15 protein-coding genes are annotated in these 19754 nt (G+C 47.9%); 5 read left to right on the top strand and 10 right to left on the bottom strand.

The window, feature by feature from the left end; all coding sequences use genetic code 11:
- Positions 1–121: 121 nt before the first annotated feature.
- The 5 genes from BN8_RS29085 to BN8_RS29065 form a co-directional block, all read right to left on the bottom strand.
- A complete protein-coding gene (locus BN8_RS29085; RefSeq protein WP_009285534.1) occupies positions 122–1042 on the bottom strand; it encodes a glycosyltransferase family 2 protein in 921 nt (306 codons plus the stop codon).
- A 31-nt stretch (positions 1043–1073) separates the two neighbouring features.
- On the bottom strand, positions 1074–2351 hold the full coding sequence (locus BN8_RS29080; RefSeq protein WP_009285533.1) for an oligosaccharide flippase family protein: 1278 nt from the start codon (positions 2349–2351) through the stop codon (positions 1074–1076).
- 61 nt (positions 2352–2412) lie between these two features.
- Positions 2413–3372, bottom strand: a complete 960-nt coding sequence (locus tag BN8_RS29075) for a GDP-mannose 4,6-dehydratase (RefSeq protein WP_009285532.1) — start codon at positions 3370–3372, stop codon at positions 2413–2415.
- Positions 3373–4464, bottom strand: a complete 1092-nt coding sequence (locus BN8_RS29070) for a GNVR domain-containing protein (RefSeq protein ID WP_009285531.1) — start codon at positions 4462–4464, stop codon at positions 3373–3375.
- A 12-nt stretch (positions 4465–4476) separates the two neighbouring features.
- Positions 4477–6849: an SLBB domain-containing protein gene (locus tag BN8_RS29065; RefSeq protein WP_009285530.1), complete on the bottom strand. Its 2373-nt coding sequence runs from the start codon at positions 6847–6849 to the stop codon at positions 4477–4479.
- A 230-nt stretch (positions 6850–7079) separates the two neighbouring features.
- On the opposite strand from BN8_RS29065, the gene secA reads away from it, so the two are divergent.
- The 5 genes from secA (at position 7080) to BN8_RS29040 (ending at position 14645) form a co-directional block, all read left to right on the top strand.
- Positions 7080–10472 (top strand): preprotein translocase subunit SecA, encoded by a 3393-nt coding sequence (gene secA / locus BN8_RS29060; RefSeq protein WP_009285529.1) that lies wholly within the window; start codon positions 7080–7082, stop codon positions 10470–10472.
- Between the two features lie 221 nt (positions 10473–10693).
- Entirely contained in the window at positions 10694–11737 is a 1044-nt protein-coding gene (locus BN8_RS29055) for a hypothetical protein (RefSeq protein ID WP_229368446.1), read from the top strand.
- Between the two features lie 27 nt (positions 11738–11764).
- A complete protein-coding gene (gene deoC / locus BN8_RS29050; RefSeq protein ID WP_009285527.1) occupies positions 11765–12418 on the top strand; it encodes a deoxyribose-phosphate aldolase in 654 nt (217 codons plus the stop codon).
- Complete coding sequence (locus tag BN8_RS29045) at positions 12415–13536, top strand: glycosyltransferase (RefSeq protein WP_009285526.1); 1122 nt, start codon at positions 12415–12417, stop codon at positions 13534–13536. The genes deoC and BN8_RS29045 overlap by 4 nt, the downstream gene beginning before the upstream one ends.
- 170 nt (positions 13537–13706) lie before the next feature.
- The gene (locus BN8_RS29040; protein WP_009285525.1) at positions 13707–14645 is read left to right on the top strand and encodes a 3-oxoacyl-ACP synthase III family protein; all 939 of its coding nucleotides are present in this window, start codon (positions 13707–13709) and stop codon (positions 14643–14645) included.
- A 97-nt stretch (positions 14646–14742) separates the two neighbouring features.
- On the opposite strand, the gene BN8_RS29035 is transcribed toward BN8_RS29040, so the two are convergent.
- From BN8_RS29035 to BN8_RS29015, 5 genes are all read right to left on the bottom strand, one after another.
- Positions 14743–16749 carry a M1 family metallopeptidase gene (locus tag BN8_RS29035; protein ID WP_009285524.1) on the bottom strand — a complete coding sequence of 669 codons (2007 nt, stop codon included), beginning with the start codon at positions 16747–16749 and terminating at the stop codon, positions 14743–14745.
- A gap of 65 nt (positions 16750–16814) precedes the next feature.
- Entirely contained in the window at positions 16815–17423 is a 609-nt protein-coding gene (locus tag BN8_RS29030) for a cytochrome c oxidase subunit 3 (RefSeq protein WP_009285523.1), read from the bottom strand.
- Positions 17424–17526: 103 nt separating this feature from the next.
- Positions 17527–18333 (bottom strand): 4-(cytidine 5'-diphospho)-2-C-methyl-D-erythritol kinase, encoded by an 807-nt coding sequence (gene ispE / locus BN8_RS29025; RefSeq protein ID WP_009285522.1) that lies wholly within the window; start codon positions 18331–18333, stop codon positions 17527–17529.
- 307 nt (positions 18334–18640) lie between these two features.
- Positions 18641–18871 (bottom strand): hypothetical protein, encoded by a 231-nt coding sequence (locus BN8_RS29020; protein WP_009285521.1) that lies wholly within the window; start codon positions 18869–18871, stop codon positions 18641–18643.
- A gap of 92 nt (positions 18872–18963) precedes the next feature.
- The gene (locus BN8_RS29015; RefSeq protein ID WP_009285520.1) at positions 18964–19722 is read right to left on the bottom strand and encodes a succinate dehydrogenase/fumarate reductase iron-sulfur subunit; all 759 of its coding nucleotides are present in this window, start codon (positions 19720–19722) and stop codon (positions 18964–18966) included.
- Between the last annotated feature and the right edge of the window lie 32 nt (positions 19723–19754).

Below are 19754 nucleotides of genomic sequence, written 5' to 3'. Positions count from 1 at the left end.
AGTCTAAGACCATTAGTTTTTATAATTTTAAACTTAAAAACTAATCAAATTAAATAAGTTTACCAATTTAAAAAAAATCAAATAAAATTTCGGCTTACAGTTGAACATTTACTGTTATTTGTTAGCTAGCTACGTCTGTGACCTTCCAACGTGAGTATTTAATTGCAAGAACATGGACCTTACGAATCCAGGGGGGTTTGTTTTTTAATGTGACAATACGTTCTAAAGCCCGCCGGTAAAGAGGGGGTAGGCGAGACTGAGATCCATACAACGAGAAAAATACATCCGCCTGACGTATCGCATCCATCTTATAACTCTTATCATCACCCAGATTAACAATGAATTCTACAAGTTCGACTAACCTCGTCCAAAGATTCACCTTCTTTGTAATCGTAACATTGCGTCCATGCTGGCGGTATTTAACAGTAGCCTGCTTTATGAAACTACTCTTACCTATCCCATAAGCAATTAAAGCCAACCAGAAATCATGCATCTCAGCCCCTTCTGGCATCTTTTGCATTTCCTCAGCCATACGTCGGTTCATTAGTACAGTGCATCCGGTTACAACGTTACTGAGCAAAAGTTTCACAAAATTAACTTTTGAGGGATTTCTGTCAGTGAGTTTCCAGAACGATGGAGCAATAGTAGCGAGGTTTTGGTCAACTACTTCCAAGTCGGTATATATCAAGGCGGGTAATTCGGAATCAACATCAATCTTTCTAAGTTCTACTACACTCTTCTCTATTTTGTCTGAACGCCATACATCATCCTGGTCACAAAGTGCGATGTAGTCACCAGTACATAATGATACTGCCTTCTTAAAGTTTTCGGTTACTCCAAGTGATTGGCTATTAACATAGATTTTTAGCGGCAACCGATCATTGTAGGTATATAGGATTTTTACTGTATCATCAGTCGAACGATCATCACATACTATGATTTCTTTGATTGGATATGACTGCGCTAGTAATGAGTCAAGTTGTTCCTTCAAATAAGCAGCCCCATTGTAAGTAGCCAATGCTATCGATACTGACTTATCCATTTTTACAACGTGGTTTTAGTGCTGTGACTGATCATCGCAATACAGAATACTGCTTGAAATTATACTCCGTTATAACGTACAAGCCAATTGTCACTATTAATTGCGCACAAATCATTGCTATAGCAGCTCCAATAGCGCCCCATGTATAAGACAAAAATGAGCATAATGCCAGATTGATTACAGCGGCTATTGCGTACAGTTTAGTGTTTGTTCCAGTTACCGAATAAGCTAATTGCGTCTGGTAAGCAGGTATATTTAGGCATACCGCAAAAGGAACCCATATCATAATCTTAAGCACTCTGACTGCTTCGGGATCAATATGGCCTGTCAAAAATCTTACAATATATTCAGCCTTAATATAAATCACTAAACAAACGATGAAAATTCCCAGAGCAAACGGCAAGAACGTACGGGCAATAAATTGTTTTAGCTGTTCATGCGAATTCTGGGCAAGCCGACATAAGACTGGGTAGATGGCTTGTGAGAATACAGTTAAAACCTGCCATAAAGCAATTACTATTTTTTCAGACAACCCATAACTTCCCAAAGCTTTATCATTAACAAAAAAAGCCAGAATCAATAAGTTTGAACTATTTAGAAGCACGATAACCAAGTTGGTAATAAAGATGTTAAGACCTTGACTAAGCTGCTGTTTTATCTGACTAAGCTTAGGGAAAAACAATCGTATCTGATATAGCCTGATTGCTTGCCAGTTGCCATATAAACCTGTTATTAAATTTGCTACACCATAAATCCCTATTACATAGATGTAATCTTCTTCCTTTGTAACTGCCGTAAACAGAGCACCAATGAGTATAATCTTTGTGGCAAAATTTATATAGGTAATATGTCGCATTTGCTCCATTCCTTGATAAAGCCAGGTTGGCATCATGGCTATACCTAGTACAAATATTGTGCTAAAAAAGTATAATGGCTGATCTTTATTGAAACGATCAGAGAATACAGTTAACAGTAAGATGATAATGGTACTTAATATGAACAAGAACAGTTTAGTCCAGGTAACAGATGAGTACAAATCAGAAAGTCTTTGAGAATCATTTTTTACAAGTGTCACTGATCTAGTAGCTGACACAATAAAACCAAAGTCAACTATGACATTTAAATAAGTCATAACACTCAGGCCATAGGAAACTACGCCAAATTTTTCCAGACCGATCGTACGTATTAAATAAGGAAAAGTAAGGAGTGGTATAATAAAATTAGTAGCCTGAACAACTCCTAAAGCCACCAAGTTTCCGTAAAACTTCCGGTCTCGGTTGAGCATTTGCTTAAATAGCAGGACATTCATAATAGGGTTAAGGCAGCCTTTCTAAAGCGGGTACCTATTTTTAGAGCTGCTTAAATGAAGTTTACATACTGGCAAGTTGGTCATCTACCATGAGTCTAGCGACATGCTCCATTTTATGTTGAGCTTCCCAACCTAGCTTTTCTTTAGCTTTCCGGGGATTAGCGTGTCCCTCGGCTATATCGGTCGGTCGAAAAAACGATGCGTCTGTAACTACGTGGTCTTCCCAGTTGAGATTAACGCATTCAAATACAACCCGAATAAAATCTTTTAACTTACATGTATGTCCGGTCGCAATTAAATAGTCATCTGGTTGCGACTGCTGAAGCATAAGCCACATGGCTTCTACGTAATCTGGAGCCCATCCCCAGTCACGGGCGATGTCAATATTGCCTAACTTAAGATTTTCCTGCGAGCCTTTTGCGATCCGACAAGCAGCAGCCACAATTTTTTTCGTAACGAATCTTTCAGGTCGAAGTGGGGACTCGTGATTAAAAAGTATACCAGTGCTAGCAAATAACTGATATGCTTCTCGGTAATTAGCTACCTGCCAAAATGCAGCAGCTTTTGCAACACCATATGGACTACGTGGCCTGAAGGGGGTTTCTTCATCAGCAGGCGCACTACCCGTATCGCCAAAACACTCGCTTGAGCCGGCATTATATAGCTTAATTGGTAACCCACTAAAGCGAATAGCTTCCAACAAGTTTAATGTTCCTACACTTATGCTTTCGAGCGTTTCAACTGGTTGCTCGAATGACAATCCCACCGAACTTTGGCCGGCCAAATTATAAACTTCGTAGGGCTTGATTTTTTGAAGTGTTTGTAGCACACTCCTAAAATCGTTGATATTTATAGATACTAGTGATACATCTTTCCGAATTCCCAGTTTTTCCAGATTACGAAATGAAGCCATTTGTGCATCGCGTGATCCTCCAAATACCTGGTATCCCTTATCTAACAACAGTTGAGCCAAATAGGCCCCATCTTGCCCAGATACTCCACATATAAGAGCTTTCTTCATTTATCTGTGTGATTTTCCTAAAATGACTTTACGAGTAAAATGCACTATCAATCCCAAAAAAGCGCCAAAAACGGTCAAACCAATTATAATTAGTGTTCTCTTTGGGCTACTCTTGATTAATGGAACACGAGGAGGTTCCAGCGTTTTGAATACTGGTGCTTCTTCTGCAACCTTTATCTTTGCCTGTTCTAATTGTTTGGATAAGTCGTTATACACCCCTTGCGCTAATATGAAATCTGCTTGTAAACGTTGCTCTTCTATCTTAGCTGTGTTTAGGTATAAACTTCGGTTGCGATCTCGATAACTTGACAAAGCATACTCGGAGGCTTGATATCGATTTTTAGCTTCACGTAACTGTCGCGTTAGAAAAAATACCTGCTGACGGGCTTTTTCGGTTCGATAACTAGTAACATAGTTCGTCAAATACTCCAAAGCCAATTGAGCAGTGCTAGCAGCTACGACTGGATCGGGCATTTCTGCACTGATTGACATTATACCCGTCTTTTTGTCAAAAGTTGCGGTCACACTATTATGAATTATAGAAATTAGCCCTTCCTGCTTTTTTGTTAATTGAAGTGTCTTTATGTTATTATTATATGTATTTTTTGTTTCAGATTCTTTTTCGCCTATTCCCTTTCCTATAAATTTCCCTAACAAGGTCTGCTCATTGAATTGCTTGTAAAATTCTTCTACTGTTAGCTTTTTATTAAGTAATTGTGAGTAAACTGGTTGTTTTAGCATATGCAGCCCAAACGGAACACTTTGTAATATATTTGGATAAAGATCAGGACGAATAGTTTCCCCCCCTCCGCCTGCATTATCGAGACTAATGCCTGCCAAACCAGCTAGAGATCCTAGGTTTCCTAAACCACCTACCCCTTTAGCTTGTATTTCTGGCATAACTGAAACTTGGGAAATGTACTGGTTAGATTTGGTAAATGAATACAAGGTACCCATCATAGCAGCGATAATCGCCCCAATGATAACCGTTCGACGGCTCTCTTTCAAAAATTGAATGACATCACTTAGCCGAATCTCGATTGTCTCATCATCTGACTGACTGGCTTGTCGAGTATTTTCTATGACTGACATTAATGATGTTGATTATCTGAATACTAAGTTAAGCGTCGCAATTAACATGGTTCCAACCAGAGAAAAGAGTGCTACTCGTTCGCCTGGGGTTGTTTTAGTGGTATCCAGCGGCTTAAACGGAACCATTATTATTGACCCCGGCTCTATACTCGGGCGGCTTTTAATCCATAAAAAACGGCGAGTCCGATCTTTTCGGCCACTTGGGTATATAACGTAGGCTTTGCTACGCCTTGCATTATCTGTGTACCCGCCTGCCTGCGATATGTAATCATTGAAAGTAAAACCAGTTTCGAAACTGGTAGCCGATGGGTTTAGGACCGCTCCTTCAATCTTTACAATCTCCGATCGACCAGGTATGTAGAGGGTATCTCCCCCTTTCAGTAGCAAATTTTCTTCTATGTTAGGATTTTCCAGAACCATTCTGATATCTGTGGCTACTAGCTCCCCGAACCGACGATATTGAGCACCTGGTAAATAAGCCCCTGCTTTGAGTCCACCGGCACGCTCAATCAGGTTTGATATACGCTCTGTTCGGTTAAGAATTGCATAATTGCCTGGATGCCTTATCTCGCCAGCAATATAGACCTGCTGCTGCGGCTCGTAATAAGCCGCCGTCCGGACATAGGCTATATCGAACGGTTCTAATATAAATCCTGCATCCTGAGGGTTTAGCCGTAGATCACGATCTAGATTAAAGCGAAATATGATGACATTATCAGGCGTCGAGGCCGAATCCCGCCTGATACGCCGGGCAATTTCTACGCGGCTGGCGGTAGCTCCCTCCTGAAATCCTCCGGCCTGAGCAATTAGGTCAGATACACTCATATTACGGACAAAATCGAACGTATCCGGTCTATTTACGGCACCTTCAATCATCACATAATAAGCTTCTCTCAAATCGCGAATAGATTGAATCACTACACTATCCTGCCGCATCAACGGGATGTCAGCAGCCTCTCCTTTCATCAACTTTCCCAGATCAAACGCAAGGTTTTCCCGTTCCATATCGCCCCGCTCACGGAATATATTAGCGCGATTCCGAAATGCATCCTGCCGTAGGCCCTCGGCCCGATTAATCAGTTCGCGAACGGTAGTAACGCCTGGTTCCAGCGCATAATCCCCCGGGCGCATCACCGCTCCAACTACCTGAACACGGTTTTCGTACCGATTCAGTATTCGTCCAACTGTGAACTTATCACCCGGCTGAGGAACAAAACCTGCCAGTTGATCTTCGGTTATTGTAACGATACGACGCTCGCGATCCGTATTACGCCGAAGGGTAATGGTAGCCCGGTACGCTTCATCGGAAAAACCTCCAGCAAAACTTAGTACGTCCTTTAGCGTTTCGCCTGGCAAAACCTCAAAAATTGCGGGTCGACGCACTTCGCCCGCCATCTCAACCCGTGTGTTATAATCGGCGACTCGAATTACGTCATCGTCCTGAAGCCGGATGTTGTCTTTCCGGTCACCCCGCAGGATGAAGTCGTAGAGATCAATGGTACGTACTACCCGATTTCCACGAATGATGCTGATGCGCCGGAACGAGCCCGTTTCCGGATTTGGACCACCCGCTAAGTATAGAGCGTTAAAAGCAGTACCAAGTGATGAGATCGTATACGTACCCGGCCTAACGACTTCGCCGACCAATGTGACCCGAATACTGCGAATGTTTGTCAGTGTGACATTAGCGTATGTTCCGCTACCAGGCGTACCTAAGCCTTGATATCCTGCTTTGCGTAGTCGATCGATAATCCGCTGTTCGGCCTGCTCAATAGTCAGTCCACTCACCAGAATGGGCGGTACATTTGGCACCTTGACGGCTCCCTCCGGGCTAACTTTCAGCCGAAAGTTGTCAGATGCCGCGCCTGAAATATCAATCGTAATCTCATCGTCCGGACCAACAACGTAGTTACGAGGGGTCGCAATCCGCAGATTAGGCTCAAACGATAGATTGGCGTTTTCAAAAAGTGATGCCCCAAACACGACAGGACGACGTATTGTGTCCCGCTTATAAAATCGTAAAGAATCAGGGAGTCGTCGTGAAAGATCATTAGGCAATGTCCGGCCAATGCTGGTATCCGTTACAGTTTGTCCACCGGTCCGGTTAACCTTTGACCGAATCTCTGCGATCCGTCGACGCATCTTGGCAATATCATCTAATGTATACCCCTGAGACATGGCCGCCTGCTCAATCTGCGCTTCACTTAGCCCACTGGCTTGTGCCCGGCGATAAAATTCAACTACCTGGTCGTCGCTCAACTGATCTACACGGGTAGAGGGTCTTTGCGCATATCCCAAACCAATGCCTGTCAGTAGTAACCATGTAAGTACGATGAATTGGCGGGTAGTAAAGTGATAATGTGACAATTTGTCTTTGATACACATAAATGTTGGCCATTGGGCCAATATTTGATTCGCAAAAGTAGTAGTTTATTTCTAAAACGTAGAGTCCATACGGTAAGGTACATTCCGAAACCACTCTCCTTGTTGTAGTACGGTTATAATGAACTAAATTTGTAGAAAAATAAGGTCGATCAACTGGTCACTTATCGAAGCGATCCATGGATTACATAATTCACCAGTTGATCGACTCACTTGATTGACCAACAGAAAATATGATCAATTTCATAGCCAAGCTCTTCGGCACGAAATCGCAGCGGGACATTAAAGAACTGCTTCCCTACGTCGAGAAAGTCAATGCCGAATTTGCCCGGTTGAAAGACCTTTCCAACGACGAACTCCGGCAGGCATCGGCTGAACTGAAAGCCCGTATTGCTGACGAGTTGCAGGATATTGACAACCAACTGGCCGATCTGACCCAGCAGGCTGGCAGCCCTGACGTCGACGTAAACCAGAAAGAGCGGCTGTTCAACCAGATTGACAAGCTCGAAGCCGATCGCAACACGGAACTGGAACGCGTTCTGCTCGATATCCTTCCGCAGGCTTTCGCCATCGTTAAGGAAACAGCTCGCCGGTTCGCCAGCAACGAACACCTGACCGTAACGGCTACGCCATTCGATCAGGAGTTAGCAATCCGCAAAAAGAACGTTGTCATCGATGGTGATCAGGCTTACTGGGCTAACACCTGGGATGCGGCCGGTTCTCCCATTAAATGGGATATGGTCCATTACGACGTTCAGATCATCGGGGGCGTCGTGCTGCACCAAGGTAAAATTGCCGAAATGGCAACGGGTGAAGGTAAAACCCTTGTAGCAACCTTCCCGGCTTTCCTGAATGGCCTGGCCGGACGTGGTGTGCACATCGTGACGGTGAACGATTACCTGGCCAAGCGTGACTCCGAGTGGATGGGGCCGCTCTTTGAGTTCCATGGCCTGCGTGTCGATTGTATTGACAAACACCAGCCTAACTCCGATGCTCGAAAACAGGCGTATCTGGCCGATATCACGTATGGTACCAACAACGAATTCGGTTTCGATTACCTCCGCGATAACATGGCCCGCGAAACGGGTGAGTTGGTTCAGCGCAAGCATCACTTCGCGATGGTCGACGAAGTTGACTCCGTTCTGATCGATGACGCCCGGACTCCTCTGATTATTTCAGGCCCGGTACCGCGTGGCGATGAGCAGGATTACATCGAACTGAAACCCCGGGTGTCGCGGGTAGTTGAAGCACAGCGTAAACTGGTGTACGACTACCTGAACGATGCGAAGAAAAAAATTGCGGCTGGCGATGAGAAAGAAGGCGGGCTTTCTCTGTTCCGCGCTTATCGGGGTCTACCTAAGCACAAGCCCCTCATCAAGTTCCTGAGTGAGACGGGTAATAAAGCGTTGCTCCAGAAAACGGAGTCAATTTATCTGGCCGAAAACCAGAAGTTGATGCCCGAAGCCGATGCTCCGCTTTACTTCACCATCGATGAGCGGCACAACAGCGTTGAACTGACCGAAAAGGGGATCGACTTCATCACGGGTTCTGGCGAAGATCCTAATTTCTTTATCCTGCCCGACTTATCGGTCGATCTGAACGTCATTGATAAAGACGCCGAGTTTTCGGAACAGGAAAAGATTCTGCACAAAGAAGCCGTTATCCGCGACTACGCCGTTAAGACGCAACGTATCAATACGGTAAACCAGCTCCTGAAAGCCTATTGTTTGTTCGAGCGTGACACAGAGTACGTGATCATGGACGGTAAAGTGAAGATTGTAGACGAACAGACGGGCCGGATCATGGAAGGCCGCCGGTGGTCGGATGGTCTGCACCAGGCTGTTGAAGCGAAAGAAGGAGTTAAGGTAGAAGATGCCACGCAGACCTACGCGACCGTTACGCTCCAGAACTACTTCCGGATGTATCACAAACGGGCGGGTATGACCGGTACGGCCGAAACGGAAGCGTCTGAATTCTGGCAGATTTACAAGATGGACGTAGTGGTTATTCCAACCAATAAACCCATCAGCCGCCAAGACGAAGAAGATAAAGTGTACCGCTCGGTACGTGAGAAATACAACGCCGTTGTTGATGAAATCAATGCCCTGGTCGAGAAAGGCCGGCCGGTGCTGGTAGGTACCACTTCGGTTGAAAACTCTGAGTTGCTCAGCCGCCTGCTGACGTTGCGGAAGATCCAGCACCAGGTTCTGAACGCTAAATACCACCAGCGCGAAGCCGAAATTGTAGCCACGGCTGGTCTGCCCAGTACGGTTACGATTGCGACGAACATGGCTGGCCGTGGTACGGACATTAAGTTGACGCCTGAGTCGCGGGCTGCGGGCGGTCTGGCCATCATCGGTACGGAACGGCACGAGTCGCGCCGGGTTGACCGCCAGTTGCGCGGTCGTTCGGGTCGCCAGGGGGATCCCGGTACGTCGCAGTTCTTCGTCTCGCTGGAAGATAGCCTGATGCGTCTGTTCGGTTCCGACCGGATTGCAAAGGTTATGGACCGGATGGGCCTTGAAGAAGGCGAGGTAATTCAGCACTCGATGATTACGAAATCGATCGAACGGGCGCAGAAGAAAGTTGAAGAAAACAACTTTGGCATCCGGAAGCGACTGCTCGAATACGACGACGTGATGAACTACCAGCGCGAGGCTATCTATAAACGCCGTCGGAACGCGCTGTTCGGGGATCGTTTGCCGCTCGACATCGCCAACACGATGTATGATGTAGTTGAGGATATCGTTTCGAACGCCGAAGGCAATTATGATGAGGTACAGCTTCAACTTCTGACGGCCCTCGGCCTGACGCCGTCGCTTACGGCCGATGAGTTTGCCAAACTGAAGAAACAGGATCAGGTAGGGCGGCTGTATGACGAAGCTGAGCAACAATACCAGGTCAAAAACCAGGCTATTGCCGAGAAAGCACTGCCTGTTCTTCAGCAGGTTCTCACCGAGCAGGGGCACATCATCAAAAACATTGTGGTACCGTTTTCAGACGGTATCCATGAATTGACCGTAGTAACGGATCTGCGCGAAGCCGTCGAAACCGGAGGCCGGGCGCTCGTAACGGAGATGGAGAAAGCCATTACGCTGGCCGTGATTGACCAGGAGTGGAAAGAACACCTCCGAGAAATGGACGACCTGAAGCAGTCGGTGCAGAACGCCGTTTTTGAGCAGAAAGACCCACTGCTGGTCTACAAATTTGAGTCGGTTGAATTGTTCAAGCGATTCCTGACCAAGGTCAATTTTGATACGATCAGCTTCCTGGCCAAAGCCGATATTCCGGCGCAGGAGCCACAGGAAGTACAGCAGGAAATCCGGCAGGCACCAGCCCAACATCGTCCGCAGCCTCAACCTCAGTTACACACTAACATGGAGGACTTTGACGACGATCATCTGGCAACTGGTCCAGAAGAATATGCCCGGCGTATGTCCGAAAACAATAGCATGGGTGCCGGCGCACCGCCTATGCCCCGGCAAATGCCTGTTCGTCAGATAAAGGTTGCTAATCGGAACGATAAGGTTAACGTTCAGTACACCGATGGCACTGTCAAGCGGGGCGTCAAGTACAAGACCGTCGAAAACGACGTAGTCAGTGGCAAAGCCATGCTGATTGAGTAACATTGATCTGAGACTCCTGGTCTCATTCGCTCAAATTGATAAACAACCCTCCGGTATGTATCTTTATCAGATACAATCGGAGGGTTTGATTTTGGGGTATAACTGCTCATTAAGCACGCCGAAATTCGTTAAACGAATACAACGGTTTTCAACAATATAGGAATCCCTGCTCAATGAACCGCCTGATTGGTTTCGGTTTATTAATCCTACTAATGGGATTAATGGCATTTTTGCCCCCCTTCACGCCTATTCGACTGCGGCCCGAGTCGCTCCCGTTCACTCCTAAGGAATTTTACGTCGCAGCCGTTACGGATCAGCGACCCAACCGCGGGCCGGTTGCCCGACTGGCTTTAACCGCGGGTTCACCAACTGAAGCCGTTGATCTGGAAGGCGGTGTCACGGCGTCGATTCAGCAGTTTATCAACCAGAGTTTAAAACAGAACAGAAAGCTTCGGCCGCTGGCGATGCGCCTGACCGAATGCCGACTGATAGAAACGGCTACCGGCAATCGTGTCGAAGGCAAGTTTACGTTTGGCGTTGCTTTTGATCTGCTAAGCAAAAACGACTTTGGCGATGCTACTACCACCCGCCTGACCGAGTACCGGAGCAGCGCCAATTACACCCGCCCAATCAGTCAGACAACCGTGATTGAGCCCACAATCCGACAGGCAGTGATAGCTTCATTACGTAACGTAAATGAGTATATGAACCGTCAGGCCGGGCAAAACGAGAAGCTGGCTACCGGCATCACGGTTAATTTTAAGGAAGATACTCGTATAACAACCGACGATACTGTGTTTTACAATCTGGCTCGTCCGTTGACGTGGAATGATTTTCTGGCCGTTCCGCGAAAAGGGAGCCATTATGCAGCCGAAGTGTTTACCAGTTTTGCTTACGAAGGGAGTAGCACCGTCAAGAATGGTACCATCAATCTTAGTCTGGCGCTTAAAACATACATGCTCAAAGAATCATCGTGGGTGCGCGATGAAGCACGTAACGGTTACACGCTGAACCACGAACAGCGCCATTTTGACATTACAAAGATTATTGTTGAGCGATTCAAACGTAGAATTCAGCCTGATAGCCTGTCGCTTGAAGATTACAATAGTATCGTGCAGTACCAGTTCATTGAAGCCTATCGCGACATGAACCGGATGCAGAAGCAATATGACGACGAGACCCGCCACGGACAGGACCCCTTGGCTCAGGAGCGCTGGAACCTGAAGATTGACGCAGAACTACGTACCTTTGGCGTAAAAAAATAGCCTGGCTTCAATACCCGGGCTCCCTGCATGAATCTGGCCGAATATATTGACTATACAAACCTCAAGCCGACTGCTACGGAAACAGACATCCGGCAGTTGTGCGCCGAAGCTTATGAGTACCGATTCCGAACGGTTTGTGTCCCCCCCTCCTACGTATTATACGCCAGCGATCTGCTCGCCGAAACGCCCATAAAAGTCTGCACCGTCATTGGGTTCCCTCTTGGCTACAACAGTCTGCCGGTTAAAGTTACTGAAGCCGAGAAAGCACTCGAAGACGGCGCAACCGAATTGGATATGGTTATGAATCTGACCCGGTTCAAGTCGATGGCATACCTGAGTGTTCGTGAAGAAATCAGTACCCTGGCAGGTCTGGCACAAAGCCGGGGGGCCCTCCTTAAGGTCATTCTCGAAACAGCGTATCTTGACGAAAACGAAATCCGGATCGCCTGCGACCTATGTGCTGAAGCTGCACCTGATTTTGTAAAAACGTCGACCGGTTTTGCGCCAGTCGGAGCCGTGGTCGATCATATACGACTAATCCGCTCGCTGCTACCTGCTAGCATTCAGGTCAAAGCGTCTGGAGGCATTAAAACGTATGAGCAGGCTATTGCGTTTATTGAGGCCGGAGCAACCCGGTTGGGCACTTCGTCGGGCGTAGCCATTGTCCAGGCGGCTTCATGAAGAAAATCCGGGTACTGCACGTCAGTACGGCCCACCCGGCCAGTGACCCACGGATTGTGTTCAAGCAATGTCAGACGCTCAGTGATGTATACGAGGTAGTGTGTGTGCTTCCCCGCGCCGAACCAACGCTGGTTCCGGGAATTCAATTCATTACTGTCCCGTATTTCAGGCGAGTGATCTGGCGCGTACTGCTGACGAGCCCGCTAATTTTGCTACGTTGCCTCTGGCTGCGCCCCAAGGTGGTTCATGTGTACGTGCCAGAGTTTATTCCATTTGCCTTCGTATTTTGGTTAACGGGAGCACAGGTCATCTATGAAGTGCAGGAAAACCTTTTCAAAAAGCTGCACCTGAAAATTGTTAACCGAGGTTACTGGCTCGAACGGTTTTTTGGCTTTTTCGACCGATTGGCTCGCCGGTATTTTTATCTAATCTTTACCGAACATGGCTATTTGGATACGTATACTGATTTGAAAAGACCGCATGTGGTAATTTACAATTACCCGTTGTTATCGTTTCTGGAGCCGTTTCGTCGGATTTACCAGCCCAATACGGTCTGCCCTGAGTTTTTCTACATCGGTTTGCTGAGCTTTGAGCGGGCCTTCGATACGCTGATTCAGAGCTTAACGCTGTTGAAACGGCAACAGCTCAATTTTCGAATCCATCTATTCGGCCACCGTACGTTCACTGATGCTGACCTGAACAAGCTGCCGGGTTACGAAGATGTGCGCGAAAACCTTACGTTTCATGGCTATACAGACCAGCGTATGGCTTTTCCGTTCGCAGCCGGAGCAACGGCCGGCCTCGCTTTGCTCAAACCCATCGGCGACTACCCTGACTCCTACACAACCAAGATGTTTGAATACATGGCGCTAGGGCTGCCGGTCATCACATCCGACTTTCTGCTATATCGTAACGTTGTTGAGCACAATAGCTGCGGCTTCTGCGTATCCCCCTATAGTCCGGAACAGATTGCCACGGCAATGACGTTTTTGATAAAACACCCTAAAGAGGCTGAGGTAATGGGGCAGCGCGGGCGTAGGGCTGTTGAAACAAATTATAACTGGAGTAGTGAAGCCGAGAAGCTGTTGAACTTTTATCGACTTATTCTCAATGAATAAGTCAGTAACAGTACAGATTTGCCGCTATTGGTCTGCTTAGTGGCCCAAAAATAGAACTATACAAATTCCTTATAGTATTGTTCTAATTTTGAATACTACCCCTTCATGGTAAAAGTTAACTTTCGGCAAAAATTCGGTTTAGCCGGATAATAGCCTAATTAATTGGCATAATGTATATTCATGCAGTAAGTCACTACCTGCCAACGGAGGTGGTGGGCAATGAACATTTCACTCAGCTCAACGGGCTTTCAAACGAGTGGATCATCGAGCGAACCGGTATTCAGGAACGACGCAAAGCGGCCACCGGAGAGAACACAAATACGATGGCGGTCGAAGTCACGAAACGTTTACAGGAAAAAACGGACCTTTCCACTGTCGATCTGATTGTAGGCGCTACGTATACCCCCTACGATACCATTGTTTCACTCGCTCACGAGGTTCAGCACCATCTCGGCATACCCGATATCCCGGTTGTTTCCGTGTCGACCGCCTGCTCATCGCTGCTCAATGCTATTGAAGTAGCAGAAGGGTATTTTGCGCTTAACAAAGCTACTCGGGCGCTGGTGATCGTTTCGGAACATAACACCGCCTATAACAACGAACAGGATAAAGTATCGGGGCATTTGTGGGGCGACGGAGCCGCTGCGCTGCTGATCACCAAAGAACGCCAGAACGAGGGTGACTTTGCCATCAAATCGTTACTGACCGGCGGAGCAGCCCACACGCCCAAAGCCACAACGGGTGTAATGATGAAGCCTATGGACGGTGGCGTTACGATGCCTCACGGCCGCGATGTATTCATCAACGCCTGCCAGTATATGCCCAAAGCCAGCCAACAAATTCTGGATCGTTGCGGCCTGACGCTCGATGATGTCGATTATGTTTTGCCTCACCAGGCAAATCTCCGGATTTCGCGGAACGTAATGAATACGCTCGCTCTCCCGGAATCCAAACTGATCTCTAACATTGAGCGGCTGGGTAATACCGGATGCGCCGGCTGTGCTATTGCCCTGTCTGAACAGTGGGACATGTTTCAGAAAGGCCAACGAATCGTCGTAACCGTATTTGGAGGTGGTTATTCCTACGGTGCTATGTTGGTAGAGGTATAGTGGGATGAGGAGAAAAGGAGGAAGGGGAGAAGAGGGAGGAAAGGGAGCTACATAATTCCATTTCCTCCCTCTTCTCCCCTTCCTCCTTTTCCCCCTCCTATTGCGCTTCTCCGCGCCAGGTATTGTTCTTCGAATTAATGTCCGGTAGTTTTTCGTCCGGATCGACCACTACCGTTCGGAGTGGAGCAGTCGTGTTGGCCCGGAACGTCCATGTACCACCACGCTGCCATATCTCGACCGGTAAATCCACACGGGTCTTTTTCCCGGTTGTTTCGGTCAGTTCGACAGTTGCCGGCATCGCCATTTTTTCGAGGTTTTCGATGGTGATAAATGAGCCTTTCTCGGCCCGGCCATCTACGTATTTGACGTCTTTGACGGCCTGATCTAGCCGCCAGGTTTCGTAGAAATAGCCGCGCCAGAACCAGCCTAAATCTTCGCCGGCGGCATCCTCGATGGTACGGAAGAAATCATACGGCGTTGGGTGTTTAAAAGCCCAGCGGTCTACATACGTTTTGAACGCGTAGTCGAAACGCTCAGGACCGAGTACTACGTCCCGCAGCAACTTTAGTCCCATGCCGGGTTTATAATACGCAAGGATACCCAGCGCCCGGCTTTGCTGTACGTCCGGCGTTGTCATGATCGGCTCAACCGGCTGGAACAGAGCCGGTGCTATATCGTGCATCGTACCACGTTCTCTATTGTATTCGCCGTTGTTGAAGTTTGCCGTCGAGAGGGTGTTGATGAACGTGTTGAATCCCTCGTCCATCCAGGCAAATTTGCGCTCATTGTTACCTACAATCATCGGGAACCAGTTATGACCGAATTCGTGGTCCGTTACGCCCCAGAGCGCATCTTTCTTGTCCTTATGATCACAGAAAACAATACCCGGGTATTCCATACCGCCCACAATACCCGCTACGTTGGTCGCAACCGGGTAAGTATACTCGTACAGATACTTGGAATAGAACTCAATACAGCCCTTCACGTACTCAGTCGAGCGGCCCCACGAATCAGGCGTAGCGCTCTCGGCCGGGTAGACCGACTGAGCCAGTGCTGTTTTGCCACTCGGCAGATTCATTCGGGCAGCATCCCAGACAAACGCCCGTGAACTAGCCCAGGCTATGTCGCGGGTGTTCTGACAGCGGAACCGCCACGTCAGCGTACCGGAGCGCTTTGGTCGCGTGTCCGGGTTCGTTACTTCGTCCTTACTACGGATGATGACCGTTTTGTCGCTGTTCCGAGCCTGTGCCAGCCGCTTTTGCTGCTCAGATGTCAATACGTCGTTCGGATTGAGCAATTCGCCGGAGCCAACCACGATGTGATCCCAGGGAACTGTGACGGCATAGTCAAAATCACCGTATTCAAGGTAAAACTCGCCAGCACCCAGGTAAGGCAGTACGTTCCAGCCCTCGATATCGTCGTACACACACATCCGCGGATACCATTGCGCAATCTCGTAGATGATACCATCCCGGCGTTTGAGCTGTCCCATCCGGTCAGAACCATACTCAGGAATTTTAAACGAGTAGGCAACCCGAACTTTCACCGCATCGCCGTTCGGTTTCACGGGTTCGGCCAGGCGTATCTGCAGCCGGGTATCAGTAATGGTGTACGTAGCCGGAACGAATTTGTTCTTCCCCTGTTCCACCGAAACATTCGTAATAGTCATCCCGCCGGCAAAGCCCAGGTTCCCGAAACGCCCACCCGTAACCGGCGTCGTTTTGGATGCCCGCGACGTATCGCTAAACGCATTCTGATCCAGTTGCAGCCACAGGAACGGCAGGTTTTCAGGAGAGTTATTTTTGTAGGTAATCGTGACCTCCCCTGCTATTGTGCTTTTCTGATCGTCGAGGGTTACGTTGATCTGATAATCAGCGCGGTTCTGCCAGTAGCGCGGTCCCGGCGCTCCACTTCCCGTCCGATAGTCATTTCCGGGCTGCATATTAAACAGCGGGTGGAACAACTCTCGCGGATCATACTTCGACGTAGCATTACTGTTACGGTTTACGTCTGATATGGTTCCGATGGGTGATGAAGGTGCGTTTTGGGCATGGGTTGCCAGGTTTATACTCAGCAATCCGGCCCACAGTGCAATTTTTCTCATGTAATAGGTTTAAAAAACAAATACTTATACAAATAACGATATATTGTAGCAAAACGTGGCAGCGTTCACAAAAGCGGCTTCAAATCGACTCCATGATGCGCCAGCAGAAAAATAAATAACCCCAGCCACAAAATATCCACGAAGTGCCAATACAACGTAACCAGCTTGATTTTTAATTGATTAGGCGGATTAACACTGTACACGAATGAGTCAATGTACGGACGGCGACGCCAGGCCTCTACCAATACAATAACCAGATAAATCAATCCAATGAAAATATGCAGCAGATGAAGGCCCGAAATCATGTACACAAACCCAGCCGCCGGGTTTCCCTGCATTTCTACACCCGCCAACACCATCTGCCGCCAGCCCCACCCTTGTAACAGAATGAAAATTGTGCCAAGCACCAGTGTGGTGGTCATGTACGTGCGATAGGTGTCAAATCGCTCCTGCCGAAATGCCCGGTTCGCATTGTTTAGGGTCAGACTGCTTACTGCAATGGCTATGGTACTAACCAGAAACACATTTGGTAACTTTACATTGGCCCAGTTCGGCCCCGAACTCCGGATAATGTAAGCTGCCAGCAAGACCGTAAACAGCATCACGCTACCAGCAATGCCCAGCCAGACCATAAATCGGAACGGCTCCCGCCGTTTCGTAAAAAAATTGCTCATCGGGTAATGCCTACGGTGTCAAGTACAGTAGTAAGCTTTTTTTGGTCAAGGCTCTGGGCAGTACCGACGACCAAACTATGTAAGCCGAATACCATCAATACAATCAAAGCTTTCCCTGCCAAACGTTATAACGCCCCAAATGGTTTGAGACGGTGACCGGGGCCTGAAAAATTCCATATACTGTTGATCCAGAACCGCTCATACTGGCGTATAGCGCTCCCAACTCGTAAAGCTTCTGTTTAATCTCTCCTAACACCGGATAAACCGGAAACAGGCTGTCTTCAAAATCATTATGTATCCAATCGCGCCAGGTTTCGATGGGCGTCTGAAGTTGCTCCAGCAGACTGACTTCAGGATGTCGCGGCCGAACGCCCGCATAGGCTTCGGCCGTTGAAATAGCCAGATTAGGATATATCAGTAGAATGAAGTAGCCGCTCAGATCGAGACTGATCTCCCGAAAGACGTCGCCTTTTTCAATACAGTAAGCAGGTTTATTTTCGACAAAAAAGGCACAGTCGCTACCCAGTCGACGGGCGTAATCCTGCAACTGCCCTACGGTCAATCCTAAAGAGAAGCGCTCGTTGAGAAGTTTTAGGGCAAAAGCAGCATCGGATGAACCGCCACCAAGGCCCGCTCCAATCGGTACAATTTTATGCAGGTGCATGTGAACGGGCGGCAGATCGAAGTCGGCCCGAAGGAATTCATACGCCCGTACGCACAAGTTTCTGGCAGGGTCGCCGGGGATGTCCAGCCCGCTGCTGACAAAACTGAACTCGCTGGCCGGAATCAGCTCCAATACGTCGCTCCAGCCGATCGGGTAAAAACAGGATTGTAGGTTATGAAAGCCGTCAGACCGTTTTTCGGTGATCCGCAGGCCAATATTGATTTTACAGTTTGGGAACGTAAGCATTTCGTCGGCACGATTCGAGCGCAAAGGTACAATTTCAGGCGGCTTGGCCGGTGAGCCATAGAGACGTAGCGCTCAAATACGACGACGTTTACTTACAACCAAATGTTCCCTGAAAAGGGTGTTGGAAAATATATGAATGATGAGACGCGCTTATCTACTCTTCATTATGCTTACGTTAGCCGTATTGGGAAGTTGCCAACCGGATTTGAAATAACCACTATCAAACTACGCTTGTAAAAACTTCATGCCGGTTAGGGCCATGCATCCGGCTTTAATCTCTAAGAACTACAAGTACGTAACTAAAGCATCAAAGGGCCTTGTCAACTTTTTGCAGACTTAGAGCCACCCTCGTAACTGGCTCGTCAACTTCAGTGGCCGATAATCGCTGCACCCCGATCTCAGCGATTCCTTTTACTTCATAAGGCCCATTTGTTGTGTCAATGACATGCCCTATTTCTGGTTTGTAAGCTGTTTGTAAGTTGATTGGCGTAACCTCCTGCTTTGTCTGCTGATCTACGGCTTTGAAAACTGACGTCATATGCGTTCTTCTTTCAGTTTAAGACAACAAAAAGCCCGGCACCTCTATTGCAAAACAAGAAGTACCGGACTTTAAACCGTGTTGAGAGTGTATTATCCCTGCACGTTATTCGACGTCAGCTTGGCACCGAGATACTCACGGTTCAAGCGGGCAATGTGATCAAGTGAAATTGATTTCGGGCACTCAACCGAGCAGGCTCCTGTGAACGAACAGGCTCCAAAGCCTTCAGTATCCATTTGAGCCACCATACGCTCAGCCCGCATTGTGCGCTCAGCCTGACCTTGCGGCAGTACAGCAAAGTGCGACACCTTGGCCGCTACGTACAGCATGGCCGATGCGTTCTTACAGGCCGCTACACAGGCACCACACGCAATGCACTGAGCCGCATCCATGGCCGTATCGGCTACTTCGCGCGGTACAGGAATTTCGTTAGCGTCCGGCGCTGAACCCGTATTCACCGAGATATAGCCACCCGCCTGCGCAATACGGTCAAAGGCTGTACGGTCAACCATCAGGTCTTTAATAACCGGAAATGCCCGTGCGCGCCAGGGTTCAACAACAATGGTATCCCCATCGCTGAACGAACGCATATGCAACTGGCAGGTCGTTGATCCGGTTTGCGGACCGTGCGCCCGACCGTTGATGTACATACTGCACGAACCACAGATACCTTCGCGACAGTCGTGGTCAAACGCAATGATTTCTTCGCCTTTTTTGGTTAGTTCCCCGTTCAGTACGTCGAACATCTCCAGAAAAGACATATCCGGGGATATGTTGTCCAGTTGATACTCAACCAGCTTTCCCGGTGTATTGCTGTTTTTCTGTCTCCAGACTTTCAGTGTAATCTTCATAGTTTCGATGGGCTTTCGGTTCGCGGTTTTCA

This window comes from Fibrisoma limi BUZ 3, from assembly GCF_000296815.2.
Lineage (GTDB): Bacteria > Bacteroidota > Bacteroidia > Cytophagales > Spirosomataceae > Fibrisoma > Fibrisoma limi.
The sequence above is the reverse complement of the archived record's forward strand: the minus strand, read 5'-3'. Positions and strand labels throughout refer to the sequence as shown.

What these genes read in the sequence shown, in the direction of transcription:
- BN8_RS29085 (WP_009285534.1), bottom strand. Translation starts at nt 1,042, where the DNA reads ATGGATAAGTCAGTATCGATAGCATTGGCTACTTACAATGGGGCTGCT.
- BN8_RS29080 (WP_009285533.1), bottom strand. Translation starts at nt 2,351, where the DNA reads ATGAATGTCCTGCTATTTAAGCAAATGCTCAACCGAGACCGGAAGTTT.
- BN8_RS29075 (WP_009285532.1), bottom strand. Translation starts at nt 3,372, where the DNA reads ATGAAGAAAGCTCTTATATGTGGAGTATCTGGGCAAGATGGGGCCTAT.
- BN8_RS29070 (WP_009285531.1), bottom strand. Translation starts at nt 4,464, where the DNA reads ATGTCAGTCATAGAAAATACTCGACAAGCCAGTCAGTCAGATGATGAG.
- BN8_RS29065 (WP_009285530.1), bottom strand. Translation starts at nt 6,849, where the DNA reads ATGTGTATCAAAGACAAATTGTCACATTATCACTTTACTACCCGCCAA.
- secA (WP_009285529.1), top strand. Translation starts at nt 7,080, where the DNA reads ATGATCAATTTCATAGCCAAGCTCTTCGGCACGAAATCGCAGCGGGAC.
- BN8_RS29055 (WP_229368446.1), top strand. Translation starts at nt 10,694, where the DNA reads ATGGCATTTTTGCCCCCCTTCACGCCTATTCGACTGCGGCCCGAGTCG.
- deoC (WP_009285527.1), top strand. Translation starts at nt 11,765, where the DNA reads ATGAATCTGGCCGAATATATTGACTATACAAACCTCAAGCCGACTGCT.
- BN8_RS29045 (WP_009285526.1), top strand. Translation starts at nt 12,415, where the DNA reads ATGAAGAAAATCCGGGTACTGCACGTCAGTACGGCCCACCCGGCCAGT.
- BN8_RS29040 (WP_009285525.1), top strand. Translation starts at nt 13,707, where the DNA reads ATGTATATTCATGCAGTAAGTCACTACCTGCCAACGGAGGTGGTGGGC.
- BN8_RS29035 (WP_009285524.1), bottom strand. Translation starts at nt 16,749, where the DNA reads ATGAGAAAAATTGCACTGTGGGCCGGATTGCTGAGTATAAACCTGGCA.
- BN8_RS29030 (WP_009285523.1), bottom strand. Translation starts at nt 17,423, where the DNA reads ATGAGCAATTTTTTTACGAAACGGCGGGAGCCGTTCCGATTTATGGTC.
- ispE (WP_009285522.1), bottom strand. Translation starts at nt 18,333, where the DNA reads ATGCTTACGTTCCCAAACTGTAAAATCAATATTGGCCTGCGGATCACC.
- BN8_RS29020 (WP_009285521.1), bottom strand. Translation starts at nt 18,871, where the DNA reads ATGACGTCAGTTTTCAAAGCCGTAGATCAGCAGACAAAGCAGGAGGTT.
- BN8_RS29015 (WP_009285520.1), bottom strand. Translation starts at nt 19,722, where the DNA reads ATGAAGATTACACTGAAAGTCTGGAGACAGAAAAACAGCAATACACCG.